Annotated in this window: 27 protein-coding genes and 1 tRNA gene; 15 read left to right on the top strand and 13 right to left on the bottom strand. The window is 62.5% G+C overall.

The window, feature by feature from the left end; all coding sequences use genetic code 11:
• The first annotated feature begins 7 nt into the window (after nt 1-7).
• From KY459_04710 to KY459_04740, 7 genes are all read left to right on the top strand, one after another.
• Nucleotides 8-268 carry a ferredoxin family protein gene (locus tag KY459_04710; protein MBW3564005.1) on the top strand — a complete coding sequence of 87 codons (261 nt, stop codon included), beginning with the start codon at nt 8-10 and terminating at the stop codon, nt 266-268.
• A 421-nt stretch (nt 269-689) separates the two neighbouring features.
• Entirely contained in the window at nt 690-2,486 is a 1,797-nt protein-coding gene (lepA, locus tag KY459_04715; GenBank protein MBW3564006.1) for a translation elongation factor 4, read from the top strand.
• A complete protein-coding gene (gene ruvA, locus KY459_04720; protein ID MBW3564007.1) occupies nt 2,486-3,085 on the top strand; it encodes a Holliday junction branch migration protein RuvA in 600 nt (199 codons plus the stop codon). Before lepA ends, ruvA begins: the two co-directional genes overlap by 1 nt.
• 168 nt (nt 3,086-3,253) lie before the next feature.
• A complete protein-coding gene (locus tag KY459_04725) occupies nt 3,254-4,198 on the top strand; it encodes a PilZ domain-containing protein (GenBank protein MBW3564008.1) in 945 nt (314 codons plus the stop codon).
• A gap of 200 nt (nt 4,199-4,398) precedes the next feature.
• Nucleotides 4,399-4,474, top strand: a tRNA-Glu gene (locus KY459_04730).
• A 76-nt stretch (nt 4,475-4,550) separates the two neighbouring features.
• Nucleotides 4,551-4,763 carry a hypothetical protein gene (locus tag KY459_04735; protein ID MBW3564009.1) on the top strand — a complete coding sequence of 71 codons (213 nt, stop codon included), beginning with the start codon at nt 4,551-4,553 and terminating at the stop codon, nt 4,761-4,763.
• Complete coding sequence (locus KY459_04740) at nt 4,753-5,139, top strand: type II toxin-antitoxin system death-on-curing family toxin (GenBank protein ID MBW3564010.1); 387 nt, start codon at nt 4,753-4,755, stop codon at nt 5,137-5,139. Before KY459_04735 ends, KY459_04740 begins: the two co-directional genes overlap by 11 nt.
• A gap of 124 nt (nt 5,140-5,263) precedes the next feature.
• Here KY459_04740 and KY459_04745 read toward each other — a convergent pair whose 3' ends face one another.
• The 7 genes from KY459_04745 to KY459_04775 form a co-directional block, all read right to left on the bottom strand.
• A complete protein-coding gene (locus tag KY459_04745; GenBank protein MBW3564011.1) occupies nt 5,264-6,958 on the bottom strand; it encodes a peptidase in 1,695 nt (564 codons plus the stop codon).
• 304 nt (nt 6,959-7,262) lie between these two features.
• A complete protein-coding gene (locus KY459_04750) occupies nt 7,263-7,865 on the bottom strand; it encodes an HAD family phosphatase (GenBank protein MBW3564012.1) in 603 nt (200 codons plus the stop codon).
• Between the two features lie 2 nt (nt 7,866-7,867).
• On the bottom strand, nt 7,868-9,475 hold the full coding sequence (locus KY459_04755; GenBank protein MBW3564013.1) for a methylcrotonoyl-CoA carboxylase: 1,608 nt from the start codon (nt 9,473-9,475) through the stop codon (nt 7,868-7,870).
• 192 nt (nt 9,476-9,667) lie between these two features.
• Nucleotides 9,668-9,922 carry a type II toxin-antitoxin system RelE/ParE family toxin gene (locus KY459_04760; GenBank protein MBW3564014.1) on the bottom strand — a complete coding sequence of 85 codons (255 nt, stop codon included), beginning with the start codon at nt 9,920-9,922 and terminating at the stop codon, nt 9,668-9,670.
• The gene (locus KY459_04765) at nt 9,900-10,121 is read right to left on the bottom strand and encodes a ribbon-helix-helix protein, CopG family (protein MBW3564015.1); all 222 of its coding nucleotides are present in this window, start codon (nt 10,119-10,121) and stop codon (nt 9,900-9,902) included. The genes KY459_04760 and KY459_04765 overlap by 23 nt, the downstream gene beginning before the upstream one ends.
• A gap of 14 nt (nt 10,122-10,135) precedes the next feature.
• The gene (locus tag KY459_04770) at nt 10,136-10,765 is read right to left on the bottom strand and encodes an enoyl-CoA hydratase/isomerase family protein (GenBank protein ID MBW3564016.1); all 630 of its coding nucleotides are present in this window, start codon (nt 10,763-10,765) and stop codon (nt 10,136-10,138) included.
• Between the two features lie 76 nt (nt 10,766-10,841).
• Entirely contained in the window at nt 10,842-11,240 is a 399-nt protein-coding gene (locus KY459_04775; protein ID MBW3564017.1) for a cobalamin B12-binding domain-containing protein, read from the bottom strand.
• A gap of 215 nt (nt 11,241-11,455) precedes the next feature.
• Here KY459_04775 and KY459_04780 point away from each other — a divergent pair, with 215 nt between their 5' ends.
• From KY459_04780 to KY459_04800, 5 genes are all read left to right on the top strand, one after another.
• Nucleotides 11,456-12,088 (top strand): adenylate/guanylate cyclase domain-containing protein, encoded by a 633-nt coding sequence (locus KY459_04780; GenBank protein ID MBW3564018.1) that lies wholly within the window; start codon nt 11,456-11,458, stop codon nt 12,086-12,088.
• Between the two features lie 4 nt (nt 12,089-12,092).
• Nucleotides 12,093-12,515 carry a secondary thiamine-phosphate synthase enzyme YjbQ gene (locus KY459_04785; protein ID MBW3564019.1) on the top strand — a complete coding sequence of 141 codons (423 nt, stop codon included), beginning with the start codon at nt 12,093-12,095 and terminating at the stop codon, nt 12,513-12,515.
• Nucleotides 12,516-12,524: 9 nt separating this feature from the next.
• Nucleotides 12,525-12,935: a hypothetical protein gene (locus KY459_04790; GenBank protein MBW3564020.1), complete on the top strand. Its 411-nt coding sequence runs from the start codon at nt 12,525-12,527 to the stop codon at nt 12,933-12,935.
• Nucleotides 12,936-13,289: 354 nt separating this feature from the next.
• On the top strand, nt 13,290-14,240 hold the full coding sequence (locus tag KY459_04795; protein MBW3564021.1) for a glucokinase: 951 nt from the start codon (nt 13,290-13,292) through the stop codon (nt 14,238-14,240).
• A gap of 67 nt (nt 14,241-14,307) precedes the next feature.
• Nucleotides 14,308-14,670, top strand: a complete 363-nt coding sequence (locus KY459_04800) for a response regulator (GenBank protein ID MBW3564022.1) — start codon at nt 14,308-14,310, stop codon at nt 14,668-14,670.
• Between the two features lie 125 nt (nt 14,671-14,795).
• Here KY459_04800 and KY459_04805 read toward each other — a convergent pair whose 3' ends face one another.
• From KY459_04805 to KY459_04825, 5 genes are all read right to left on the bottom strand, one after another.
• Nucleotides 14,796-15,125 carry a hypothetical protein gene (locus KY459_04805; protein MBW3564023.1) on the bottom strand — a complete coding sequence of 110 codons (330 nt, stop codon included), beginning with the start codon at nt 15,123-15,125 and terminating at the stop codon, nt 14,796-14,798.
• Nucleotides 15,126-15,220: 95 nt separating this feature from the next.
• Nucleotides 15,221-16,717 (bottom strand): histidine ammonia-lyase, encoded by a 1,497-nt coding sequence (gene hutH / locus KY459_04810; protein MBW3564024.1) that lies wholly within the window; start codon nt 16,715-16,717, stop codon nt 15,221-15,223.
• Between the two features lie 26 nt (nt 16,718-16,743).
• Entirely contained in the window at nt 16,744-17,886 is a 1,143-nt protein-coding gene (locus KY459_04815; protein ID MBW3564025.1) for a glycosyltransferase family 4 protein, read from the bottom strand.
• A complete protein-coding gene (locus KY459_04820) occupies nt 17,886-19,067 on the bottom strand; it encodes a DUF819 family protein (protein MBW3564026.1) in 1,182 nt (393 codons plus the stop codon). The genes KY459_04815 and KY459_04820 overlap by 1 nt, the downstream gene beginning before the upstream one ends.
• A 291-nt stretch (nt 19,068-19,358) precedes the next feature.
• Complete coding sequence (locus tag KY459_04825) at nt 19,359-21,293, bottom strand: serine/threonine protein kinase (protein ID MBW3564027.1); 1,935 nt, start codon at nt 21,291-21,293, stop codon at nt 19,359-19,361.
• 190 nt (nt 21,294-21,483) lie between these two features.
• On the opposite strand from KY459_04825, the gene KY459_04830 reads away from it, so the two are divergent.
• Both KY459_04830 and KY459_04835 read left to right on the top strand, forming a co-directional pair.
• Nucleotides 21,484-22,389 (top strand): hypothetical protein, encoded by a 906-nt coding sequence (locus tag KY459_04830; GenBank protein ID MBW3564028.1) that lies wholly within the window; start codon nt 21,484-21,486, stop codon nt 22,387-22,389.
• Between the two features lie 897 nt (nt 22,390-23,286).
• Nucleotides 23,287-25,149 (top strand): ABC transporter ATP-binding protein/permease, encoded by a 1,863-nt coding sequence (locus tag KY459_04835; GenBank protein ID MBW3564029.1) that lies wholly within the window; start codon nt 23,287-23,289, stop codon nt 25,147-25,149.
• A 25-nt stretch (nt 25,150-25,174) separates the two neighbouring features.
• On the opposite strand, the gene KY459_04840 is transcribed toward KY459_04835, so the two are convergent.
• Nucleotides 25,175-25,327, bottom strand: a complete 153-nt coding sequence (locus tag KY459_04840; GenBank protein ID MBW3564030.1) for a hypothetical protein — start codon at nt 25,325-25,327, stop codon at nt 25,175-25,177.
• On the opposite strand from KY459_04840, the gene KY459_04845 reads away from it, so the two are divergent.
• Nucleotides 25,326-26,663, top strand: coding sequence for an amidohydrolase family protein (locus KY459_04845; GenBank protein MBW3564031.1), 1,338 nt, complete (start codon nt 25,326-25,328; stop codon nt 26,661-26,663). The two genes, KY459_04840 and KY459_04845, sit on opposite strands and share 2 nt — an antisense overlap.
• The last annotated feature ends 17 nt before the right edge of the window (nt 26,664-26,680 follow it).

Below are 26,680 nucleotides of genomic sequence, written 5' to 3' on the forward strand. Positions count from 1 at the left end.
ACCCCAGATGACCTACATCATCGCCGAACCATGCATCGGCACCAAGGACACATCCTGTGTCGATGTCTGTCCCGTGGACTGCATCCACCCGAGAAAGGATGAAGACGGCTTCGCGGAGACGGAAATGCTCTATATCGATCCCGAGGTCTGTATCGACTGCGGCGCGTGCGAGCCCGCCTGCCCGGTCCAGGCAATCTTCCCGGAAGATCTCCTTCCCGAGAAGTGGGAGAAGTACCGGGAGATCAACACCGATTGGTATAAGAAGTAACCAATCCAGATCTTGCTTTTCTATTCTCTCTGTGAGAGCCTTACCAGTAAGGACAAACGTTGGACGTGAGAGCGAGGGGCGTACCGCCCCTTTTTTTGTGTCCGGCGAACGGCGGATTCTTTGAAAGCGAATCGCGGCAGCATGGAGCTCCCTGGGTTCATTCCTATCGCTCAGTACCAACCCACGAGCCTCTGAGCACGCCTGTCGCCCCCAGGGAGCTTCATCCTGCTGCGATCCGTTTCCCTCCTGTATCATCCGCCTTCGAGGGCGGATACTTCCACATGACCATCACTTTCATCGGCCCCGGCGCCATGGGGCGTCCGATGGCTGCCAATCTTTCGTGCCGGTTCCCGACGCGGATCTGGAATCGGACGACCAGATACGTCGCTCATCTCAATCGCACGGAGTGGAACTGAACCGAATGCCGGACCAGTCGCATATCAGAAACTTTTCGATCGTGGCGCATATCGACCACGGAAAGACCACGCTGTCCGATCGGATTCTCGAGACCACCGGCGCGGTGACTCAACGCGAGCTGGGCGCTCAGATGCTCGACGACATGGACCTCGAGCGAGAACGCGGAATCACGATCAAGGCTCGCGCGGTCACGATCAAATACAAAGCCGACGACGGAGAGATTTACTCGTTCAACCTGATCGACACGCCAGGCCACGTCGACTTCACCTACGAGGTCAGCCGAAGCCTGGCCGCGTGCGAGGGTGCCATCCTGGTCGTCGATGCGACCCAGGGGCCCGAGGCGCAGACGCTCGCCAACGCCTACCTCGCAATCGATAACGATCTCACCCTCATCCCGGTGATCAACAAGATCGATCTTCCGTCCGCCGAACCGGATCGCGTCCGTGAACAGATCTCCAACGTAGTCGGCATCGACGGAAATCGCGCCATCCTCGCTTCGGCGAAGGCAGGCACCGGAATCCACGAGATCCTCGAGCGAATCATCGAAGAGATCCCCGCTCCGTCCGGAATCCCCGACGCTCCGCCACGCGCACTTCTGTTCGACTCCTGGTACGACTCCTATCGCGGAGTCATGATCCTGGTCCGTGTCGTCGACGGAGAGCTCCGGAAGGGAATGAAGATCCGCTTCGTCTCGACCGGCCGCAGCTACGAGATCTCGACGCTCGGCATGTTTGCTCCCAAGCCGATCGAAGTCGATCGGCTCGGTACCGGCGAGGTCGGATTCATCGGCGCGAACATCAAGGACATCGTCCAGGCGCGCATCGGTGACACGATCACCGAGGTCAAGGCGGAGGTCGTGCCGCTGCCCGGGTTCGAGGACGTCAAACCGATGGTCTTCGCCGGAATCTTTCCGATCGACAGCGACGACTACCCCGATCTCAGGGATGCCGTCGAGAAACTGCGGCTCAACGATGCGTCCTTCAGCTTCGAGCCCGAGACCTCGGGTGCGCTCGGATTCGGATTCCGGTGCGGCTTTCTCGGACTCCTCCACATGGAGATCATCCAGGAGCGCCTCGAACGCGAATTCGATCTCGAGCTGATCACGTCCGCCCCCGGCGTCCGCTACGAGGTCACCACGACCTCCGGCGACCTGGTCGTCGTCGAGAATCCTCAAAAGCTTCCCGATGCGGGATCGATCGCGAAAACGGAAGAGCCCTACATCGAGGCGACCATCATGACCTCCGATGAGTTCGTCGGACCGATTCTCGCTCTCGCAACCGAGCGCCGCGGCATCCAGAAGAAGCTCGAGTACGTCTCCTCCAATCGCGTCATGATCGTCTACGAAATGCCCCTCGGTGAAGTCATCCTCGACTTCTTCGACAAGCTCAAGTCCGTGTCGCGCGGCTACGCATCGCTCGATTACCACTTCGTCGGCTACCGCGAGAGCGATCTCGTCAAGCTCGACATCCTCGTCAACGGAGAGCCCCTCGACGCGCTCAGCCTCATCGTTCACAAGGACAAGGCCTACGAACGAGGCAAGCAACTCGTCGACAAGATGAAGGAGTTCATTCCACGCCAGATGTTCGAGGTGGCTCTTCAGGCCGCGATCGGAAATCGAATCGTCGCACGCGTTTCGGTCAAAGCCCTCCGAAAGAACGTCATCGCGAAGTGTTACGGCGGTGACATCACCCGGAAGCGGAAGCTCCTCGAGAAGCAGAAGGAAGGGAAGAAGCGGATGAAGCGGGTGGGGAAAGTCGAGATTCCGCAGGAAGCCTTCCTCGCGGTTCTCGAGATCGACTGATGATCGCATCGCTGAACGGCCCGATTGCCCGTCTCGAGCCCGACCGGGTCGTCGTAATGGCCGGCGGCGTCGGCTATCTCGTCCACATTCCGCTGTCGACGTTCTACGTGATCGAGGGGAAAAAGGAAGCCAGTCTCGAGATCTACACGCACGTCAGAGAGGACATCCTCGCGCTTTACGGTTTCGCGACCAGCCGCGAGAAGCAGGTCTTCGAGAAACTCATCACGATTTCCGGAATCGGTCCGAAGCTCGCCCAGTCGATCCTCTCCGGCATCGACGTCAACGAACTGATCGACGCCGTGGTGAGCAACGACAGCAAGCGGCTCAACGCGATCCCGGGGGTCGGCAAGAAAACCGCCGATCGAATCTGTCTCGAACTGAAGGACAAGCTCGACCTTCCGGGTCTGCCGGAGGGCCGGACAACGTCGTCAGGCGTCGGGCGCTCCTCGCTCGCCGAAGACGTCGTCTCCGCACTGGTCAACCTCGGTTACAAGGACACCCTCTCGAGAAAGGCGGTCGAGGCCGCTGCCGCGGATCTCGATTCCGAGCCGGAGTTCTCCGAGCTCCTCCGCTCTTCGCTCCGCCACCTCTCTGGCTAGTCCGTACCATCGGTTCTCGCCTGCCTTCGACCGTTCCTTCGCTTGCCCCTCGCCTCTCGCCTCTTCTTCGATTGTGACACCCGTCACATTGCGTCCGGCAGGCTTTCGGGATAATTTCACTCCCGAATCGTCGTGAACCAACATTCACCAGAACGGGTACGGCCACGTATGGAGAACCAGAGGACGCTGGAGCGCCACCCGATCGATCCGCCGATCGATGCCCTGCTCGGGGCGAACGCCGTCCAGATCGGCGACCTGTCGTCGATCGGCGCCAGGCTGCGCCACCCGCAAAAGCTCCAGCCCGGCCTCCGCGCACAGCTCCACCTCGAAGGTGGCGTTTCCTGCGAAACGGAGCTCGTCTGGTGCCACCCGTCGGTCTCGACCGTCGCGTTCGAGAGCGGCGTCAGGATCCTCAACGATTCGAACAAGGTCGAGGCTCTTCTCGACAAGCTCGTACGCGAGGGGAGAACAAGCCGGGTCGAGGATCTTCGGGGCTCTGCACGGTACGGAGTGACAGGCGGAGTTCATGGTCATTTCGGCGATGTCCAGGTGCGTATCGTCGACATCTCCTCGAAAGGAACCCGGGTGGAGACGGCCGCGAGGCTCGACCCTGGAACCGAAGCCCGCCTCAGGTTCGTCCCCGAGGGGAGCGATCTCTCAATCGAGGTCAACTCGGTCGTGGTCTGGCGAAGGCTTTCAGCGGTCTGGGGGAAGGACAACTACCGCTACGACGCCGGGATCTTCGTCAAGGAAATGCACGGCATGATGCGCGCCGCGATCGGCCTTCTGGCCGAGATGGACCGCTGCTCGAAAGACACGACCTCGCTGCTGCTGAAAAGCCGTTTCGCACGATTCGAACTTCCGGAGCCGAAACCGGGTCTCGATCAGGAGTCGGGCGGACGTCTGACGCTGATCCGCTGCATCCGCGACATGTTGCGATCCAACCCGGTCGAAAAGTCGCGGTGGATGGAACGGTCGAAGACCGCGATGGGTCATCCGATGATCAAGGGCGTCGCGGGCCCGATCGCCGAGGACGCGGAAGCTCTCGCCGTGTGGGAGTTCGTCGAGCGCTCGATCGATCCCTCGATCGTTGCCGCAGCAATGGCCGACTGAGGTGGGTGGCGCCGAGTTGGTAGCCCGTACGGGATTCGAACCCGTGTTACCGCCGTGAGAGCGGGGGATCCATTCGGGACTTCTGAGGCCAGAAGGGCTGATACGGCGGTTGTCTCAGATCATCTCAGTGAATCCGTCGCAGTACTGGAATGAATCCGACGGGACGGCGAGTTAACCGTCACCGTTGCAGGCGCACGAATGGCCCGTTCGTCTAGGGGTCTAGGACGCCGCCCTCTCACGGCGGTAACACGGGTTCGAATCCCGTACGGGCTACCAACTCTTTGCCGACATCGACGCAAAGCACCCGACACCTTGCCTTTGGGGGCATCAGGCTGTATCTTGAAATGTCAAGATGAGCGCGATCAAGATCAGCTCGGTCGTTCAGAAGCAGACCTGGGAAGACCTCAAGGAGCTTGCGGACGAGTCGCACCAGAACCTCTCGGGTCTGCTCGACGAGGCGATCCGCGATTACGTCCGGCGTCGCCGCGTCCGGCCGGTGGTGCTCGATCATCTCGAAGACTCGATCGCCGAGAACGAGGAGCTCGGGAAACTCCTTGCCCGCTGACCGGGTCGAGTTCCTCTCCGTCGACGAAGTCCTCACGATCCACGAGCGCGTCATCGAAGTCTTCGGAGGACGAGCCGGGATCCGCGATCCGGGAATGCTGGAAAGCGCGCTCCATCGCCCCCGCACGGGCTACTACCGCGATCTCGCAGAAATGGCCGCTGCGCTCTTCGAGTCGCTTCTGATGAACCATCCGTTCATCGACGGCAACAAACGAGTCGCATTCTTTGCCACGGATGTCTTTCTCCGTCTCAATGGCTGGAAGATCTCGATCGATCCGCATGAGGCAAACGATTTCCTGATCGGCCTTCTCGAGGATCATTCCGCGGACTTCGAACATCTGCTGCCCTGGCTTCGCGACCATCTGATGCAGGCGTAACCGCTAGCGGCGCGTGGGAAAGGAGGCTCCGTCGCCGGTATCGACTGCGAAGCGTCCTCAATCGAAGGACAGCGCGACCACCCACCGGTTCATTTCAAACTGGTGCGCCCAAAGGAGTTTCGCGCTACCGGGTCTTCTGCTCCCCGGCCGCAACGTACACCGGAGCGATGTCCACCGGAAGATCGGCGAGCCGCGCGATGACCGACTCGATCTCCGAGGTCGTGACGCCGTACCGCCCCAGCAGTCGCTGCGCGCGGTCGTAGTCGCCCGTAGCCTCGATCATCAGCAGTTCGTTCGCGAGCGACCGGATGGCGCTCTCCATCACCTCGTTCACCACCCTGAAGCGGCCACGCGACTCGAGAATCGCCCCCTTCTCCCGCAGCCAGTTCCACTGGATGGCATTTCCGCGCCCGTGAGCGGAATCCAGACCGAAGCGCATGCTCCGGAACATCATCCCGGCATACGTCGCGAAGAGCTCTTCGCGGCCGAAATCATTCTGGAGGTCGTTGTCCATCGCGTACATCAGATTCCAGACCCCGAGGACGTCCGCCTTGCACTCCTCGATCGGCGAGTAGGCATCCTTGAGCAGGAGACGCGCTTCGACCCGACCGTCCGGCCCGTCGATGATCCCCGGTCCGAGTCCATGCGACAGCTCGTGAAAGAGGACGTGGTTGAAGAACGCATCGAAACCGACCAGGCGCACCTGCTCCTGATCGAGGATCCGTTCCGCGATCGGGAAGCCCGCCTGCGCGTATTTCGCCTCCATCACATTCTTCAGGAGAACCTTCTTCGAGCCCTTCGCCTCGCGGACCCGCTCGTCGTTCGGAAGGTTGAACGCGGCCGTCTGCACGCCCGCCCGCGTGTCGCCAGCCGTGAAGGCTTCCTGGACAACCTTGATCGGAGACTCCGCCCCTCGGTTTGGATTTCGGTGCTCGGCGGGAATCGGCAGATTGGCCTCCATCCGCGGGAGGTGTGAGACGTAGCGCCGCAGCCTTTCGCTCTCCTCTCTGTCGACAACCGTAATGAACGTTTCGAACGCCGCCTTGTAATTGTTCAGGTTGTCCTCGTACACCTCGTACGGTCCGATGACCACCTCGAGCGCCGAATCGAGATCCATCCACGCGAGATCGCTCTCGTAATAGTCATCGGTCAGAAGCGCATCGGCTCGTCTCTCGAGATACTCACGGAGTGACGCATTCGCGGTGATGGCCGCCGCTTCCCTCATCTTTTCGGCCGCCGGCACGAGGTAGTTCGCGAACTTTTGCGAGTACGGTACGGCGACGAGCCGCCCGTCACGCCTCTCGATCATCGTGAAGAGTCCCTGCACGTTTGCCTGGTTCGCCGGAACGTTGCGGACCCATTCTTCGAGCTCTTCCGTGGTGATGTCCGGGGGATAGAAGCCCGCACCGTCCGGCTTGGGCCCCACGCCCGCGATGAACGGTTCCCCCCCGGCCAGCCGGTCCCAGGGGCCGTACATGATCCGGAAGTAGTCGTACACATCGCGCCATTTCGCCGAGGTCTTCGCTTTTTCGTAAAGCTCGGAGCGCAATTCGAGATTCTCGTCGGAGACCTGAATGAGAAAGATTTCGTCGATCAACTTCGAGGCCTCGATCAGCTTCTGCAACACCCGCGTCTCCCGCTCGTCGAGCAGATCGCGATCGTAATCGATGACTACCTGCGGAAGTTGCTCGAGCCGCGCCGAGACGTCGACGGTCGTCCGCAACGACGAGTCGTCCGACGGATCAGGAGCGTCGATCGTTCCGGTCGTGCATGCGGCTGCTGCCAGAAGTGCCAGTCCGGTAATTAAAGTTCGATTCATCTCGTCCCTCCAGGTTTGCTTTCCCGGATCATATCGGATGGAAGCAGGATTCAGGAGTCAGGAGTCAGGAGTCAGGAGTGAGGAGTCAGGAGTCAGGGTCGAGCGCAGAGAGGAAGCATGACAGGAACGTGCCGGAGATGACGATTCGACATTCCCTCGTTTTCCCCCACTCCTCATCCTGAGCCGCCGAAGGACGGCGAAGGATCTGGCGGCAGGCTCGTGAATATAGGGTGAGAGCATGCAGAGGTTTACCTTCGCGTTGTCTCTTCTTTCACTCTTCAACCCTTCACTCTTCACTCCTGCCTTACAGCACTCCCTGCTTCTCGAGAAGCTCGGTCATCTGCGGAACCGACTCGAACTGGTAGGCCTCGATACCCGCCTCCCTCGCCGCCCTCACGTTCTCGAGCATGTCGTCGATGAAGATGACGTCGCCGGCACGCGCTCCGAGCATCTCCAGCATCCTCTGGTAGATCTGGCGATCCGGCTTCGATGAGCCGCAATGATGGGAATAGACGATGCGCTCGTCTTCGAGGAACAGGTTACGAAACCGCCGCGCGATCTCCTCTTCATGAACTTCGTTGCAGTTCGAAAGGAACGCAACACGATACTGCTGCCTCGCGCGGGTTAGCAGCTCGTCGATGCCCTCGACCGGTCTCGCGAGAAATCCGTTCCATATCTCGCGAAGCTCGCGGGAACCGCCGAGGTAGCCTGCACGGTCGCGCAGGAAATCGTGAACCTCGTCGAACCCGACCCTCCCGCGCTCGAAATCGGCCAGAATCCGGCTGAACACCGTGACCAGCTCCGGTCCCTTGGCCCGCGCGCTCTCCTCGACGCGACGCATCGTCCGATCGTAGTCGAGCGTGATCAGAACGTTGCCGATGTCGAAAACGAACCACTCCTTCTTCATCATCACATCCTGAGAATGCCGAACTTGGCGGGCTTCATCGGAGCGTTCATCGCCGAAGAGAGTCCGAGCCCGAGGTAGGTTCGAGTCTCGGAGGGATCGATGACCCCGTCGTCCCAGAGGCGCGCCGTCGAGTAGTAGGGGCTTCCCTCCGTCTCGTATTTCTCGAGCACCGGGTCCCTGATTGCCGCTTCCTCTTTGGAGGAGAGCTCTTCACCTTTTCTCGCCAGCTGATCGCGCTTGACCGTCACGAGAACGCCGGCCGCCTGTTCGCCTCCCATCACGCTGATCCTGGCGCTCGGCCACATCCATAGATAGCGAGGGGAGTACGCTCGGCCGCACATCCCGTAATTTCCGGCGCCGAACGATCCCCCGATGATCACCGTGAACCGCGGCACGGTCGAGCTCGCGACGGCATGCACCATTTTGGCTCCGTCCTTCGCGATACCACCTCTCTCGTAATCGCGTCCGACCATGAATCCGGTGATGTTCTGGAGGAACACGAGCGGGATGCGCCGCTCGTTGCAGATCTCGATGAAGTGCGTCGCCTTGAGAGCGGACTCGCTGAACAGAACACCATTGTTCGCGAGGATGCCGACCAAGTAGCCGTGAATCCGTGCGAACCCGGTGACGATCGTCGGAGCGTAGCGGGCCTTGAACTCGTGAAACCGCGAGCCGTCGACGACCCGCGCGATCACTTCCCGAACATCCCACGGAGCGCGCGGATCGGAGGGGATCACGCCGTAGATGCTCTTCGGGTCGTGGAGTGGATCGACGCTGGCGAGCCGGTCGGCGTCGGTCTTCCGGTGCGAACCGAGGTTCTCGACGATCGACCTGACGATCTCGATTGCATGGGGATCGTCCTCCGCCATGTAGTCCGCGACGCCCGAGACTCGCGTGTGGACGTCGGCACCGCCGAGCTCCTCCGCGGTCACCTCCTCCCCCGTGGCGGCCTTCACGAGCGGGGGCCCCCCGAGAAAGATCGTCCCGGTCCCCTTCACGATCACCGCCTCATCCGACATCGCGGGAACGTATGCCCCACCCGCCGTGCACGAGCCCATGACCGCGGAGATCTGCGGAATGCCCGCCGCCGACATTCTCGCCTCGTTGTAGAAGATTCTTCCGAAGTGCTCGCGGTCGGGAAATACCTCGGCCTGGAGCGGAAGGAACGCGCCCCCCGAGTCGACCAGATAGATGCACGGGAGATGGTTCTCCTGCGCGATCTCCTGCGCGCGCAGGTGTTTCTTGACCGTCATCGGGAAGTAGGTGCCACCCTTCACCGTCGCGTCGTTGGCGACGATCATCACCTCCCGGCCCGAGACGCGCCCGACGCCCGTCACGATCCCGGCACCAGGAGCTTCGCCGTCGTACATTCCGAATGCTGCGAGTGGCGAGAGCTCGAGAAATGCGGTGTCGGGGTCGAGGAGGAGGTCCAGCCGTTCACGGACCGGAAGCTTTCCCTGTTCGCGATGGCGTGCGAGGTACTTCTCTCCCCCGCCCTCTCGCGCGACGTCCCGGCGTTCCCGGAGCTCGGCGACAAGCTTCTCCATCCGCTCCGCGCTCTTGCGGAACTCGTCGCTCGATTCATCCAGATGCGTCTCGAAAATCTCCATGTCGACGAGCGGCCGGTGACCCGGACCTTCGCCCGGAGACGGCTCGCGAGCAGGACTCTCGCAGATCTCGATGCTCACGTCCAGCCCGGGGAGCCCCGCCGCATCGCGCCCCTCGCTGTACCCACCCTTTCGGTTGCCACGGTGACCACACCCTTGGAATCTGGCCCACGATACCGGAGGAGTCGTCCGGACTCAGCGATAGACTTCTTTGCGATGCCCGATTCGTACGATCAGGATCACGAGCTCGCCGGCGGAAACCTCGTAAATCACGCGGTAGTCGGCGACTCTCAAGCGACGCAGCCCAGAAAATTCTCCCTTCAGAACTCCCCCGGCCGTCGGCTCATCGCGGAGCCGGTCGATGGCGTCGATGATGCGTAACCGATCTGTCCTGGAAATCTTCTTCAGTGATTTTGCCGCGCTCGCCTTAATCCGAAGTGAGTAAGTCATCTTTCACTTCGTCCCAATCGAGCAGGGGGTCCGAGGGGTCCTGCAGCCGCTCGAGCCCAAGCCGCAGGTCCTCCACGTCATCCATGAAGTACTCGACGGCAGATCGGATCATCTGTGCACGACTTCGCCTGAGCCTCCTGGCGGCCTCGTCCACGCGGCGTACGAGCTCATCCGGCAATCGTGCGCTGATCTGAGTCATAGAAACATCCGTAATTACAATGACATTAACTGGAGTCGCCTGGCCGGCATTCCTCGAAAAGGCCGGAGCAGCTCATGCGACTGAAGCCCTCGGCGGAGCTCACGATCGAGCAGCGAATCCGGATCATCCGTCACGTGCGTCAGAAGACCGAGATCCTTCGCCTGCTTCGCGCTGAATACGCGGTTCTCGAGAAAGAGCTTCGAGGCGGCGGAGGGCCGCGCGATTCTACGCCATCGGCTCGTTCCGCCGAAGCCGGTCACGATGCCGATGCGCGCTCCCGGGTGCGAGAACCGGGACTCCGGCGTCGCGATCCGGAGATCGAACGCCATCAGAAGATCGAGCGCGCCGCCGAAGCAGTCCCCGTCGACGAGCGCGATCGTAAGCGGCTCGAGATGCTCGATCGTCTCCATCAGCTCCTGCCCCGCCCGCGAGAACTCCCACGCATCGAACGGAGTGAACGCCAGCATCTCTTTCATGTCGGCACCAGCCGCGAAGATCTTCTCGCGGCCGCTGCGGAAGATCACCGCGTCGCTTCCGCGCAGGGATTCGAAGCGGGCGCGAAGGAGCCCGATGTTCGCCCGAGAGAGGAGGTTCATCCCCCCGTCGTCGAAAACGATCTCGGCGATGTCAGGCGTGGAAGGCACTTCGATCGGTCATGCAAGCGCGAGGCGGGGCGGCTCGGCAGGCGCCTCGCCCTCCCTGATTGCGCGGGGTCACCGCTCAGACCCGGACCGCGGTCCGAATGGCCTCGACCGCGGCCTGCGTCGTCGTTCCCGGGAGAAAGATGTCGCGGATTCCCATCTCCTTCAGCTTCGGGATGTCCTTTTCCGGAATGATCCCGCCGGCGAACACCGCGATATCGGAGGCGCCTTCCTCACCGAGTCGCTTCATGATCTCGGGAAAGAGGACGTTGTGAGCACCCGACAGAATCGAAAGTCCAATCGCGTCGACATCCTCCTGAACCGCGGCCGCCACAATCTGCGCGGGAGTCTGCCGCAGGCCGGTGTAAATGACCTCCATACCCGCGTCCCTGAGGGCTCGTGCGATCACTTTCGCTCCCCGGTCATGACCGTCCAGGCCGGGTTTGGCAATCAGCACTCTGATTTTTCGGTCAGCCATTCATCTCCTCCAGCGCCGGCTCTCCGCCCGTCTCACTCCTCGTCCCGGAAGGTCGAGATATCATGATAACTCCCTTCCCGGTAGAGCTCTGTCGCCAACTGCTTCGCCCGTCTTTGTAGTCGAACGCAGTCGAGCTCATGGCCGTCGATTATAAGCGCTGGCAGCGAACCGGCCGCATCGCGAGTCTGACCGCGCGGCGTTATACGATTCCCGCCATGCTTTACCGCAAACGTGTCACCTCATCCGCTTCACTCGACCGTCTGACCGACCTCATCGAGGCTCGCCTCGCCCCCGGCGCGGACAAGGAGACGATCGACCAGCGAATCACCGATCTGTTCCAGGAGACCTGGTGCGTGATGTTCACCGATCTGGCCGGATTCTCACGCAACGTGGCCGACTTCGGGATCATCCACTTCCTCCAGACGATCTACGAAGCGGAACGGCTGCTCACTCCCGTGATCGAGGAGCACGACGGCATTCTTCTCAAGGTCGAAGGCGACAGCCTGCTCATCATCTTTCGCAATCCGACCAAGGCGCTCGAGGCAGCGGTGGCAATGCAGAGGAGCACGTTCGAGTACAACGAGTCCCGCGAACCCGCCGAGAGAGTTCTTCTCTGTATCGGGATCGGGTGCGGCCTCGTCCTGCGAGTCGGCGAAGACGTTTTCGGCGCCGAGGTCAACGCGGCGTGCAAGCTCGGCGAGGACGTCGCGAAGGCGGGCGAGATCGTCGCAACCGAGCGATTCGTCTCCTCGGCGATCATCGATCAGGACGCACTGGAAGAGCTCGCCGGCCTCCCGGCCGGGATCGAAAAGGCCTACCGCCTCAACTACCAGCTTTCGAAGGAGTGATACTGTGAAATCTCATACGCGACATATCGTCATGAACGTTCCCTCCCGGATGGGTTTCGTCAACATCACCGGACGGGTCGAAGCCGAGCTCGCCGAAAGCCGGATCACCGAAGGGCTGTGTCTGGTCAACGCGATGCACATTACGGCGAGCGTCTTCATCAACGACGACGAACCGGGTCTGCATCGCGACTACGAGCGCTGGCTCGAATGGCTCGCGCCTTTCGACCCGAGCCCCGAGCGTTACCACCACAACCGTACGGGCGAGGACAACGGCGACGCTCATCACAAGCGCCAGGTCATGGGACGCGAGGTCGTCGTCGCGGTCACCGAAGGAAAGCTCGACTTCGGCCCATGGGAGCAGATTTTTTATGGGGAGTTCGACGGCCGGCGCGACAAACGGATCATGGTCAAGATCATCGGTGAGTGAGCCGGACTGGTGAACCTCCGCATCTTCGATTCGGACGAGGATCTCGTCGCGGGCCTCGCGGAGGCGATCCGGGCCGCTCTGGCAAGCGAGATCCGCCCGAGGATCGTGACGACGCTTCCCGAACAGCTCAACGAGACTCTCCACGCCCTGCTCTCCGATCTGGGTGCCGAATGGATCCGCGATCCCGCCGGTGCGCACGCGGAGCTTCTGGTCGCCCTCTGGAAACGGGGAGTGATCGCTGCATCGGCCCCGCGATGGTTCATCGTCGCCGGCAGCGACGCCGAGCTCGATCAGGAGGAAGCATTCCGTCTGCTCGAGGAAGCTCCGGAGGAAACCAGCATCTGGTGGTTCATCACACGGGACCGGTGGCAACGGCTCGGAGGACTCAACCGGCCGCTTTCGTCCGGCACCGACGCCTAGTGCTCGAACGACCAGGTAGGAGCCTGGCTGTGCCGGTGATGCTGGACATCGCGCAAGTTGTGACGGTGCGGCTCGGCAGGCGCCTCGCCCTCCCGCTCGTTGGGGGATGGCGTGGTTTCGGGAGGGTTTTTCGAGAGGCTTGCGGGCTGGAAGCCCGCAACACGGCAGGCTGGAAGCCTGCGCTACGGGGCACATTGTGGCAGGCATGTCGCGATCCGGCTCGCAAAGGATGTCTCCGGTCTGGATGTAAACGATGTCTCCGGTCTTGCCCTCCTGGATCCTGCCTCCTGGCTCCTGATTCCTGACTCCTGCTCCCTGATCCCTGCTCCCTGATCCTCTGATACTCTCGCTGCCGTGAACATCCTCGCGGTCGATGCCGGCGGAACCAAGACGCTCGTCCGCCTCGCCCGCCTCGATGGTGCCTCGAGGAAGACTCTCGCCGAGGAGGCGTTCGAATCGAAGGCGTGGGGGTCGTTCGACGATCTTCTGGCAGACTTCCTTTCGAGACATCTGGACGCGCGCCCGAAAGCTGCCTGTCTGGCCGTGGCGGGGCCAGTGCATGAAAGCACCGTTCAGCTGACCAACCTCACGTGGTCGATCGGAGCAGCGGAGCTCGGTGTCCGATTCGGCATCGAGCAGGTCCGGCTGCTCAACGATCTGCACGCGGCTGCCCTGGCAATCCCCGAGATCGACCCCGCCGATCTCGTGGTGCTGCAGCAGGGAACGGTCGATCTCGCGGCGCCTCGCATCGTCATCGGCGTCGGAACCGGTCTTGGAGTCGCGCACATCGTGCGCCACGAAGCCACCAACGTCTTCATTCCTGGTGAAGGAGGGCACGCTCTGTTGTCGCCGTTCGATGCCGAGACCGGCTCTTTCATCGCCGGGTTTGCCCCCGGGGGCGGCTGGCCATCGCGGGAGACCTTGATCTCAGGCCCCGGCCTCTCGAAAATCCACGGAAAACTCGCGGGAACCTCCATGCGCGGAAGCGAGGTGACGCGGCTTGCGAAAAATGGAGATCCGAGCGCCGTCCGTGCCGTCGAGATCCTCGCCACGCTGCTGGGCGCCACGGCCGGAGATCTCGCGATCACAACCCTCGCCTCCGGGGGCATTTTCCTTACCGGCGGAGTCGTCGTCGGTAACGGAGACCTTCTCCGTGCCCCGTTCATCCGTGCCTTCAATCAAAAGCCACCATTCGAGGAACGGATGAAATCGTTTCCGGTCTATCTCGTCCCGGGCAGGACTCTCGTCCTCGACGGGGCCATGGCCGTCGCGACATCTCTGGCAGCGGCAACGCCGGAATCCTGAGGAGAGCCGGGTCGTCCAGGGGATCGTGTTCGTCGCCGGTACGGAAATCGCACTCCGGTCGCGGATAATGGCGAAGCCGAAACTCCTCATCGTCGACGACGATCCCCATCTCCGGAAACTCCTCACGATCTATCTCCGTGACAAGTGGGATGTCTCGGTCGCCGGTGAGGGGGAGGAAGCCCTGGAAATCTGGAAACGGGAAAAGCCGAAAGTCGTCCTTCTCGACCTGATCCTCCCCTACTACGGCGGTTTCCGTCTCTGCCAGGATTTCAAGGGCGCGGATGGCTTCCGTTCATACGTGATCATGATGACCGGCGAAGAGGGAGCCGACACCCGTAACATCGCGACCGAGTGCGGCGCCGACGATTTCCTCCTGAAGCCATTCGATCCCGCCGAGATCGTTCAGAAGCTCGACAGTCTGCAAAGCTGATCGAGTTGTCGCGGATCCCGTGCGCACCATCTTCGAGCACTGTTGGAACTGGCTGAAGAGCGAATTGGAGCCCGAAGTTCAGCGCTAGCAGTGATTTCGCGTCGCTCCGGGCTCCGAGTGAAGATCTAGGTGACCGCGGGGGCGTGAGTTCTCGCCGGGGCAACGTGGGTCGCACCTTCGATCTCGAGCTCGATTCCTCCGACCCAGCCGGCCGCGACGTTGTAGATCAAGGCCGAGATGATCCCGGCGATGAAGCCGGTGATGCCATAAACGATCGGCGCGATGATGATCGCGCTGAAACCACCCATCATCATGCCTCCGAATGCCTCGGCACCTTCGGCGCCCCACATGAGTGAGACGAGAGCGAGGAGCACTCCGACGATCAGACCGAAGACCGCATAGATGATCCCCATGATTTTTCCGAGTGAAACGGCACCCACCTTGCGAACGACCATGAAATCCTCCTTGCTGCTTTTGTTGCGTTTGAACTCCTTAGACCGGTCAGGCCCGAAACGGGCAGGATCATATTAGCGCGAAGAGGGCGGAGAGGTCAGAATCCAGAACCGAGCACGGCGCGCGCCGCGGTGATGTCGTCATGAAGGAAGCGGTCACGCTCGAGTGGCGGAACGACCGCGCGGATCCCGGCATGGAGGCGCTCGATCGGCTCCGATGAGCGGAGCGGCCGCCGGAACTCGATCGCCTGCGCGGCACAGATCGCCTCGATCGCCAGAATCGACCGGACATTGTCGACGATTCTGGCGAACTTCCAGGCCGCGGTGGGACCCATCGACACATGGTCTTCTTTGTTCGCCGAGGTCGGTATCGAATCGACCGAGGCGGGGTGCGCGAGGGCACGACACTCGGCGACGAGCGCTGCCGCCGTCACCTGCGCGATCATCAATCCGCTGTTGAGGCCTCCCTCGGTCACGAGGAACCCCGGAAGCTCGGAAAGCTGCGGGTTGACCATCCGTTCGATGCGACGCTCACTGATCGATCCGAGATCGGTCATCGCGATCGCTCCGAGGTCGCAGGCCATCGCGACCGGAGCACCGTGGAAGTTGCCTCCCGAGAGGACTTCTCCCTCGTCGGCGAACACCAGCGGATTGTCGGTCGCCGAGTTGATCTCGATCCCGAAGGTCCGCTCGACGAAATCGAGCGCGTCGAGAACCGCACCGTGAACCTGCGGAATGCAGCGCAGCGAGTAGGCATCCTGCAGCTTCCCGCAATCCCTGTGCGACGCGCGGATCTCGCTCCCCTGCATCAACTCGCGCATCCGTGCCGCAACGCGGCGCTGTCCGGCGTGAGGCCTCGCTTCGTGAAGCCGCGGATCGAAAGCGACATCGGTTCCCTGCAGAGCGTCGAGCGTCATCGCGGCGATCTCCAGCGATCGCTCGAACAGTCCCCGCGCCTCGGCGATCGCCAGCCCTCCCACCGCGCAGATCGTCTGCGTTCCGTTGATCAGCGCCAGGCCTTCCTTCGCTTCGAGCTCGATCGGTTCGAGTCCGGCGTCCCGCAGCGCCTCTTTCGCCGGCCCGACGCCGTTCCGCGTGCGAACCCGACCTTCTCCGACCAGCGCGGCCGCCAGGTGAGACAGCGGAGCGAGATCACCGGACGCCCCGACCGAGCCCTGGGACGGGATCAGCGGCAGAAGCCCGCGTCTCCGCATCTCGAGAATCCGTTCGACCACTTCGATGCGGATGCCGGAAAAACCTTTGGCGAGAGCGTTCGCTCTCAGGACCATCATCACGCGGACGACGTCGTCACTGAAAGGCTCGCCCACACCGGTGCAGTGCGAAAGAACGAGGTTCCGCTGCAGCTCCCGGCTCTGACTCGGAGAGATGTGAACATCCGAAAAGACACCGAACCCGGTGGTGACGCCGTAGACCACCCTCCCGTCAGCCACCACCCCGTCGATGACCTTCCGGGACGCGTCCATCCGCCGCTTCGCCTCGTCCGAAAGAACGATCGATTCTTCCCCGGCTGCGATCGCCGGGAGATCGGCGACGTTGAGCGAAGCACCATCGAGCTCGATCGTTTCTCGCGCCATCCGTCCCTATTCTATGCGCGACCGTTTCACGGCCGGTTTTCGAGATCCGAATCGCCTGCCATGAGGAAATCGACGTAGCGCTCCCATCCGTAACGGTCGACGGCTCGAAGGGCTCCCTCCTCGAGCCAACCCTCGCCTCCGTCGAAGTAGCGGTTCACCGCGTTCGCGAGCGCCTGCGGGTCTCCCGCCGGCACGAGCAATCCGTTCTCCCCCTCCTCGACGACCTCCGCCAGCCCTCCGACATCGGTCGCGATCACCGGACGCCCGAACCAGAACGAAGTCATGACGACGCCACTCTGCGTCTCCCGCAGATACGGAACGAGAACGACGTTCGCGGCCGCAAAACGCGCCGCCACCTCCGTCTCCGGGATGAACTCGAAATCGAAACGGACGCGCGACTCGATCCCGAGCTTTGCGGCCAGCTCGCGATACTCCGTTCCGTCACCGAACCACACCTCCCCGGAAACGAAAAGGAGGACGTCCTTCTCGACCCGTTGCCACGCCCTGAGCGCCACGTCGAGCCCCTTGAAGGGACGGATATGGCCGAAAAAGAGTGCGACCTTCGAATGCGTGATCGAAAGGTCCGTCCTCGCCGTCTCACGCGAAGGAACGACACCCGGAATCTCGTGAATCGGGAGAAAGGCGCGGATGACGCGCGGCGCGCCCGCCCCGAGTCGCTCTTCGATCGCATCCCCTTCGGTATTCGCGTGAACGATCGCGATGTCGGCCCCGGCGATTGCTCGATTCGTGAGCCAGCTCTTCCACCAGGAAGGTTCCTTGTCCCGGACGTTATGACACTGAAACACGACCTCGGTCTCGTTCGGCAGCAGCAGACTCATCACGATGTAAGGGAGCGCCCATACCCAGATCCACCAGACGAAGATCACCCTCGCCGGCCTCTCACGCCTCAGTCTCAGTCCCTCACGAATCCAGGTAAACGGATTGAAGATGTCGAGGCTGAACCGCGCATTCGCCGGAGTCCTCGCGACGAGGGATGGATCGATCGGATCGCCACCCGGATAGAACCGGCGAGGATAGATCCGGGAGAACGACACGATCTCTACGCCCTCGCGCTGGCCGAGAGTCTCGGCGAGACGGGTGCTGCAGTACGCGACGCCCGATCGGAACGGATAGACCGGCCCGATGACGACGCTTCGCCGCTCCCCCATCAGCCCCCGACGATGATGCGGCAGAGGTGTCCGGTCAGGATCGCGAAGTAGTTGCCGACCGCGTACCCGATGAGCGCCATCAGAATCGAGACAGGGACGAGGCTTTCACGATGATAAGCGGCAACGACAGGAGCCGACGCCGCTCCGCCGATGTTGGCTGCCGACGCGATCGCTGCCGTATGGACGTCGACCTTGAAGATGTACGCGCCCATAAGACAGAAGAGGCCGTGAATGATGATCCATATCAGAGCGCCGAGAAGGAACCACGGGGCATCTCCGAGGTCGGCGAGATTCGCCCCCGCACCCATGACCGCCACGAAGAGGTAGACGATCGCCATCGCAACGTCGTGCGTGCTCGGTATCGCTCGCGCAGGTGTGAGGGAGAGCAGAATGCCGAATGTCGTGAAAAGCAGCACGCGCCACGTCGACGTCGACGTTACCTCGGTCACCGGCAGCATCGGTGCGATCCACTCCGAAATGCCGAGAACCGTCAGCGCGATCGCCGCCATGTAGAGAAAGTGGCGCATCTCGACCGGCGTTGCTTCGACCTTCTCGGACTCGATCTGCGCTTCCATCCTCTCGAGGCGGCTTTCGTCAACTCCCGTCCACCTGTTGAACTTTTCTGCGAATCCCTTTGATGCGAGCAGCAGCGGCAGCCAGATCACATAGATCGCGTTGTCCGCGATGATCGCGAGCCCGAAGATTCCATCCGGTGTCTCGAGAGCAGCCTTGGTCGCCGCCATGTTCCCCGTACCGCCGATCCACGAACCCGCCAGCGCTCCGAATCCCGTCCACGCGTCAGGACTGAGATTCGTGTGGACGATGAGATAGGCGATCGGCGCTCCGACGACGACGCCGAGCGTTCCCATCAGCATCACCAGCACACCCTTCCCCATGATCCTTACTGCCGCAGCGACATTGACTCCGACCAGAAGCAGCGTAATGAAGACCGGGAGACCGTACGTGCGCACGAGCCCGTAGCCGGGCGAGGAGCTCGGGATCACACCCGTATTGCTCAGCAGAACCGGGATCGAATAGATCCAGAGAAGCGGTGGAAGGAAATTGAACATCCTCCATCCGGATCGCTTTTCGAGCCAGAAGAAGAAGGCGCAGAGTCCCGCGAGAACCGCGAGGACAGCACCGGGGGACGTGATCAGGGCTGACGCCGCGGTCTCTTCCATCGGGCAATGATAAGGCAGGAGGCAGGAGGCAGGAATCAGGATTCAGTAGAACCGGGCATCGGGGGTCGGGGCTCCAGCCCGTGGGGGGTCGCGCAGAATCCAGGAAACTGACCTGAATCCAGACGGCTTCTCATCCGGAGCCATCGCTATATTCCGGTGAGGCGGAAATGACAACCGCAGCCCAGAAAAGTCGTCCATGCTCAAACGACGTCATCCCTGGTAGGTGGTCGGCGGGAAAGCGAGGGACCGCGCTTTCCTGAATCCTGAATCCTGAATCCTGTCTCCTGTCTCTCAAAGACGCCGGGCGATGGCAGCTGCCAGCTTTCTAACGACTTTCTCCGCTTCCCGGTCGGCGCTGAGTGAGGTGTACTCGATCGTTTCGGAGGCGGAAGCTCCGAGCGGCCGTCCGGTGGCCACGTCGTACACGGTGACGTTGATTCGCGAGCTGTACGCGGTGTCGGTACGCCCCATGTAGCGGAGCTGCCGTTCGCCCGCCGGATCGATCCGGACGACGATCATCCTTCTCAGCCCCCCCTTCTCGAAAGCGTCGAGAAGCTCTCCGGTCGACGCATCACGCCGCACCAGATCTTCGGTCGCCGGCAGCGTCGCCGCGTCGTAGATCGGCGCATCCGAGCTCGAAAGCCGCTGGGTCATCAGTGAGGAAACGACGGGGACCAGCGCGGCGTCGCCGGTCACGACGATTCCTGCGCCCTCGAGTGAACGAGGCGGCGGGGCCGGCTCCCGCTCGGCCACGCGCGGCTGAGAAGTCTGGCTCGCCGGTCGCGGCTCCCGCGGAGATGCGACCGCTGCAGCTTCGCCCCGATCATCGGACTCGCCACCGGCCCGAAGCGGTTCACTTCGAGTTTCAGCCGGTGCAATCTCTTCGATCCGGCTCGTCGCACCGTAGTCTGTGCCGCTCTCCACCGGCTGCGTTGCCGTCCCGGGGAGATCCGAGCCTGGTACCAGAACTCCTTCGGTCGAATCCGCAACGGTCTCCCGGGTCGCCGGATCATCGGCAGAGCTCCGTCCGCCGAGACCGTACCAGGCAGCCAGCCCGAGGGCACCGAAAAGAAGGAAGAGGAGAAGTGCGGCGATCCAGATCCCGCGTCGCGACCGGGCCGGCCGGCCCGTCGCTCCCGGTGGTGGAGGCGGCGGAAGATCGTGCCTCGTCGGCGCGGTCTCCGCGGTTCGCAGATCCGGCTGGGTCGTTGCCGCCGATCCCGCGACGACTCCGGGAGCCGTCGGAGCCAGCGAAGACTCGCCCTGCCCATGGGATCCGGCGTCCCCCTGCACGTCGAGATTCGTCGTCTCGCTCTCCGCTCCGAGGACGACGGTCGGATCGTTCGTACCGGCGGAAGCGCGAGGAACGGCGGCCAGCGTCGTCAGACCTTTCATCAGCGAGCGAACGCTCTGCCCCTCGAGATAGTCCTCGAGATCCTCGACGAGCTCATGCGCGCTCTGGTAGCGTTGATCGCGTTCCTTCTCGATCATCTTCGTGAGAATCGCGCGCGCCTTGTCGTCGACATCCGGGTTGAGAGTCGAGACGTCCGGAGGATCCTCGTCGAGGATCTGGCGGATCAGCATGATCGGACTCTCCGATCGAAATGGTGCGCGCCCGGTCAGCATCTCGTACCAGCTCACTCCGAGCGCGTAGATGTCGGTCCTGTGATCCGCCTGTTCGCCGCGACACTGTTCCGGCGCCAGGTATCCCGGCGTTCCCATCAGCATGCCGGTTGCGGTCAGCTTCGCGTCCGTTGAGGACGGAAGCGCCAGACCGAAGTCGGCGATCTTGACGGTGCCGCGCCGGTCGAGCATCAGATTCGCCGGCTTGATGTCGCGATGGATGATCCCCTCGTCGTGCGCTGCCGCCAGGCCTCTGGCCGCCTGCAGGATGATCTGCGCTCCCAGAGGATTGTCGATCTTCCCCTTCTCGTTGACGATCGAATCGATCGACTTCCCTTCTACGTACTCCATGACGAAGTAATGCGTCCCTTCGTCCTCGCCGATGAAGAAAATCTGAACGATGTTGGGGTGGGACAGTCTCGCCGCCGACTGCGCCTCACGCTTGAAGCGCGAGAGAAATGTCGGATCTTCGACCAGGTGGTCTCCGAGGACCTTGATAGCGACGAAGCGGTTGAGCGAAGCTTCGTGACCCTTGTAGACGACACCCATGCCACCGCGGCCGAGCTTCGAAACAACTTCGTAGTGTCCGATTCTCTTCTGCATTTTCATCCTCTCGGGGCCTCGTCGGTCGTCCATCGGGTGCCGGATCGAGCCGGGCTCGCCGTTGATGATACCGCGACGGTCCAGCCTCGACCGGTTCCGCACCGGTTCGAACTATCCGGGAAGGTTGGAGCCCGCTTCTCCGTTTGAAGTACTCGTCCGGAGTCACGCAAACCGATCGGAGGATTCGTCCATGAGAAAAACCATTCTGTCCGCCCTGTGCCTGTTGATCGCCTCATCCGTGCTCGCCGCCGACGACAAGGGCGGCCTCCGCTACACGGTGAGTGTCGCCAAGTTCGACAACCAGGCGGGTTATTCATCGCAGTGGGATCTCGGTGATGCATGGGCCGCGGTGCTGACCGACGCTCTCAACGAGACCGGACGCTTCATCGTCCTCGGGGAGACCGACATGCGGCAGGCCGCCATGGACGAGCAGGACTTTGCGGCTTCCGGCCGAACCGCCGGCGGCAACAAAGCACCAGCAACCGGCCAGATGACCCCCGCGCAGATCCTCGTCAAGGGAGCCATCACCCACGTCGAGGACAATTCCGCGGGCGGTGGCGGCGGAATCTCGATCAAGGGGATTCGAGTAGGCGCACGCGGCGGCAAGGCCGAGATCAACACGACGCTCTACATGGTCGATACCTCCACCGGCCAGGTGCTCGCCTCGAAGAGCGTCGTCGGTGAAGCAGGCTCACGCGGTCTCCGAGTCGGTGTCAACCGGCATTTCGCCGGTGATTTCGATGCCTTCAGCAACGACAACGTCGGCAAGGCGGTCCTCGCCTCCGTCGAAGACGCTGTCGACTGGATGATCTCCGAGCTTCCGAACATGAAGTGGAACGGCACCGTCGTCATGAACCGTGACGGGAAGATCTACATCAACCGTGGCGAGCGCGAGGGCGTGAAGGTGGGCCAGGAATTCGTCATCGGTGAATCCGAGGTCATCCGCGACCCCGACACCGGCGAGGTGCTCGACGAGATCATGGACGAGATCGCACGAATCCGCGTCGAAAGCGTCCGGGAAAAACTCTCGATCGCCTCGGTGATCTCCGGCAACGCCGACGAGATCGGTCAGGGAATGACGATACAGACACCGTAAGAAGCGGCGTCGGGTCGTAAGAAAAAGGGTCGAGTCGTAAGAAGCGAGACAGATTCGTAAGAAACGGAGTCTGGTCGTAAGAAAGTATGCTGGCGCCGCCTTTCGGCTCCCCATCTGCGTCAGATTCGAAGCGCGCCCGACACGATCTCCGGGCGTGTTCGATTCTGTCGCCCGCTGAAGCGGGCTCCACATTTTGAGGTGCCGCGCTCCTGTCCCCCGGCTGAAGCCGGGGGCTAAGACCTGGCGCCGCCTTTCGGCGGCTTGGCGGCTTCGTCGATTCAGCGAGTTGGAGACGATCTGCCCGATGCGTCAGGTTCTGTCACCCGCGCTCCGGCCGAAAACGTGCAGATCAGCCCGCGCCCCGGTCGAACGGCCGACCGGCCATCTTCGAGGTTGAATCTCCGCAGGAACGTTCTCTCCGATGAGCCCGCGTCAGCGGGCGAAAGACCTTAGCCCCCGGCTTCAGCCGGGGGATAGTTGTGCTCCATTAAGAAATGTCGAGCCCGCTTCAGCGGGCGAAAGAACCTCGACCCCCTCAAAGACGTTCAGTCTCGCGAGATCTCCACTTTGCATCAGCCCGCTCTGCGGGCGAAAGACCTTAGCCCCCGGCTTCAGCCGGGGGATAGTTGTGCTCCACTAAGAAATGTCGAGCCCGCTTCAGCGGGCGTCAGCAGGTCGACCGCTCGAAGAGGCTCATCTCGCGAGATCTCCACTTCGGTCAGCCCGCACCGCGGGCGAAAGACCTTAGCCCCCGGCTTCAGCCGGGGGATAGTTGTGCTCCATTAAGAAATGTCGAGCCCGCTTCAGCGGGCGACAGATTTTCGCTGACCCCGGGTGCCGCCCCGAAATTATCCCGCGCGCGAACCGGTAGCGGGCTACGTGCGCACCGGCGAACGAATACCCCGAAGGCTCCGATCGCAGGAAGAGAAGCGTCCGCTCGACCGCGGCGAGGTCTGGCGCGAGGCGAGAGCGATCATCTGGGAGCGGCGGGGGCGCCTCGCCATCGGTTTCGTCGTTCTCATCATTGGACGTCTCGCCGGACTGGTCCTTCCCGCCAGCTCGAAATGGATCATCGACGAGGTCATCGGCAGACAGCGCTTCGAGCTCCTCTACCCGATCGCAATCGCCGCCGGAGTCGCCACCATCATCCAGGCCCTCAGCGGATTCGGACTCTCCCAGATCCTCGGTGTCACCGCGCAACACTCGATCACCGAGATGCGGAAGGCGGTGCAGCGACACGTGATCCGGCTCCCCACGGCGACCTTCGACTCGACGAAGTCGGGCGTGCTGATCTCGCGCATCATGAGCGACGCGGAAGGGCTGCGAAATCTCGTCGGGACGGGTCTGGTGCAGCTCTTCGGCGGCTCGCTCACCGCGGCGATCGCCATCGGGGTCCTCTTCTGGCTGAACGCGCGGATCACCCTCGTGATGATCGTCACGATGGGGGCTTTCGCCGTTCTCATGGCCTTCGTCTTCCGAAGCGTCCGCCCGATCTTCCGGGAACGCGGCGCCATCAACGCCGATGTCACCGGAAGGCTCGCCGAAACGCTCGGAGGAATCCGGGTCGTCAAATCGTACGTCGCCGAGCCGCGGGAGGACGAGATCTTCTCCAGGGGAGTCGACAACCTCTTCGACAACGTGAAGAAGTCGATCACGGCGATCTCCGCGACCAACGCCGCCACGACCATCCTCTTCGGGATCGCCGGAATCATCATGATGGTGATGGGGAGCCGCGCCATTCTGGCAGGCGAGATGACACTCGGCGACCTGACGATGTTCATCATCTTCACCGGCATGGCAGCGGGACCGATCATCCAGATGGCGTCGATCGGCACGCAGATCACCGAGGCCTTCGCCGGGCTCGATCGGATCCGGGAGATCCGGCGCGAGCCTATCGAGCGTGACGCGGAGGATACCGTCACGGTCGACACGATCCGGGGCGACATCGAGTTCCGCAACGTCTGGTTCGAGTACGAACCGGACAAGCCGGTTCTGCGCGACGTATCGTTCGTCGCACCCGCCGGAACGACCACCGCGCTCGTCGGCCCGAGCGGCTCGGGCAAGAGCACGCTCATCGGTCTGGTCATGACGTTCAATCAGCCGAAGGAGGGGACGATCCTCGTCGACGGAATCGACCTTTCGACTCTCTCGCTCAGCCGTTATCGAAGCCGGCTCGGCATCGTCCTCCAGGAAAACTTCCTCTTCGACGGATCAGTGCTCGACAATATCCGCTACGGCAGACCGGATGCCTCGGTCGAAGAGGTGAAGCGGGTCGCCCGGATCGCCCACGTGGATGAATTCGTCGAACCCCTCGAAGAGGGCTACGACTCGATCGTCGGCGAGCGCGGCATCAAGCTCTCCGGCGGCCAGCGGCAGAGGATCGCGATCGCCCGCGCCATCCTCGCCGATCCGACGATTCTGATCCTCGACGAGGCAACCTCGAGCCTCGATTCGGAGAGCGAGGCGAAGATCCAGGATGGTCTCCGGTCGCTGCGACGGGGGCGGACGACCTTCGTCATCGCGCACCGGCTCTCCACGATCCGCAGCGCCGACCAGATTCTCGTCCTCGAGGAAGGCCGCGTCGTCGAACGGGGGACGCACGCCGAGCTGATGGCTCTCGACGGCCGCTACCGCACGCTGCACGATACGCAGTACTCGCTCGAGACCGATCGATTCGTTAACCCGGGCGAGGAGCTCGGCGAGCACGAGCCGGAGACCGAACCCATCCCCTCGAAGCTCGTCGGCGAACGCGACCTCTGAGCTGTAAGCCGAAGACCGACCTCGATCACTGGGCGTAGAAGGCTTCGAACCCCCGAAGCAGCTCCCACAGGTCACCTTCAAGGAAACCTCGAAAGGCGAATGCATGCTGACGATCCCGATCCCGACGCTGCGCGCCGCCGGGCTGCTCCGAATTCGTTATGATCATCATCAGCGCCATGAAAAAACTACTTCTTCCTCTCCTTTTTCTTTTTCTTGGCTGCACGGCGGACGCGCCCTCCTCGACTGCTTCGCCGTCCCCGGATGAAGGATCAGGCGTGCTGGCCATCCGCAATGTCTCGGTAATTCCGATGACCGACGAGGGGGAACGCCTCATCGAGAACCAGACCGTCATCGTGCGCGGTGACCGGATCGAGTCGGCAGGAGCTGATGTCGCGATCCCCGCGCGTGCGCAGGTGATCGACGGATCGGGACACTATCTGATTCCGGGGCTCGCTGAGATGCATGGGCACGTTCCACCTCCCACCGCGGAGCCGCACATGGTCGAGGACGTCCTCTTTCTCTATGTCGCCAACGGAATCACGACTGTACGAGGAATGCTCGGCGCCCCCGGCCAGCTCGCACTCCGCGAGGCGACGCGGTCGGGGTCATTGCTCGGCCCGACTCTCTATCTCGCCGGTCCGAGCTTCAACGGAAACTCGGTCTCCTCTCCCGAGCAGGCCCGGGAGATGGTGGAGGCACAGCACGCCGAAGGATGGAATCTTCTGAAGGTTCATCCCGGTCTGACGCGTCCCGAGTACGACGCGATGGCGGACACGGCGAACGAGCTCGGGATTCGTTTCGGCGGGCACGTCCCCTCGGAGGTCGGACTCCGCCACGCCCTCGAAAAGAACCAGGAGACGTTCGATCATCTCGACGGATACATCGAGGCTCTCGAAACGGTCCCCGTCAGCGACGACGCGATTCGCGAGCTCGCCGAGTCGACTCGGGAGGCGGGAGCGTGGGTGGTTCCGACGATGGCTTTGTGGGAGACGCTTCTCGGAACCGCTGAGCTCGAAGAGCTGCAGACGTACGACGAGCTTCGCTACGTCCCTTCGGAGGCGATCGATCAGTGGTCCCGCGCCTTCGAAAACCGGCGGGCGGCACCGGGATACGACGAGGCGGAAGCGCGGCGCATCGCCGCTGACCGCATCCGCGTGCTACGGATTCTCCACGAGGAGGACATTCTCGTTCTGATGGGAACCGATGCCCCACAGCAGTTCAGCGTTCCCGGATTCTCGCTCCACCGGGAGCTCGAGTGGATGGCGCGGGCCGGCATGACGCCGTACGACATCCTCCGAAGCGGCACCCTGAACGTCGGCCGCTACTTCTCGAACGAGGACGAGTTCGGCACCATCGCTCCGGGGCAGCGCGCGGATCTCGTCCTTCTCCGCTCGAATCCGCTCGAGGGCCACACGGCGCTGGCCGACATCGAGGGTGTCATGGTTCGCGGCCGGTGGCTCGACCGCGATTTCCTCGACGCGGGTCTCCGGGAGATCGACGCGCGTTACGAATGACGTTTCGAGATCTTCAG

Source organism: Acidobacteriota bacterium (genome assembly GCA_019347945.1).
Classification (GTDB): Bacteria; Acidobacteriota; Thermoanaerobaculia; order Gp7-AA8; family JAHWKK01; genus JAHWKK01.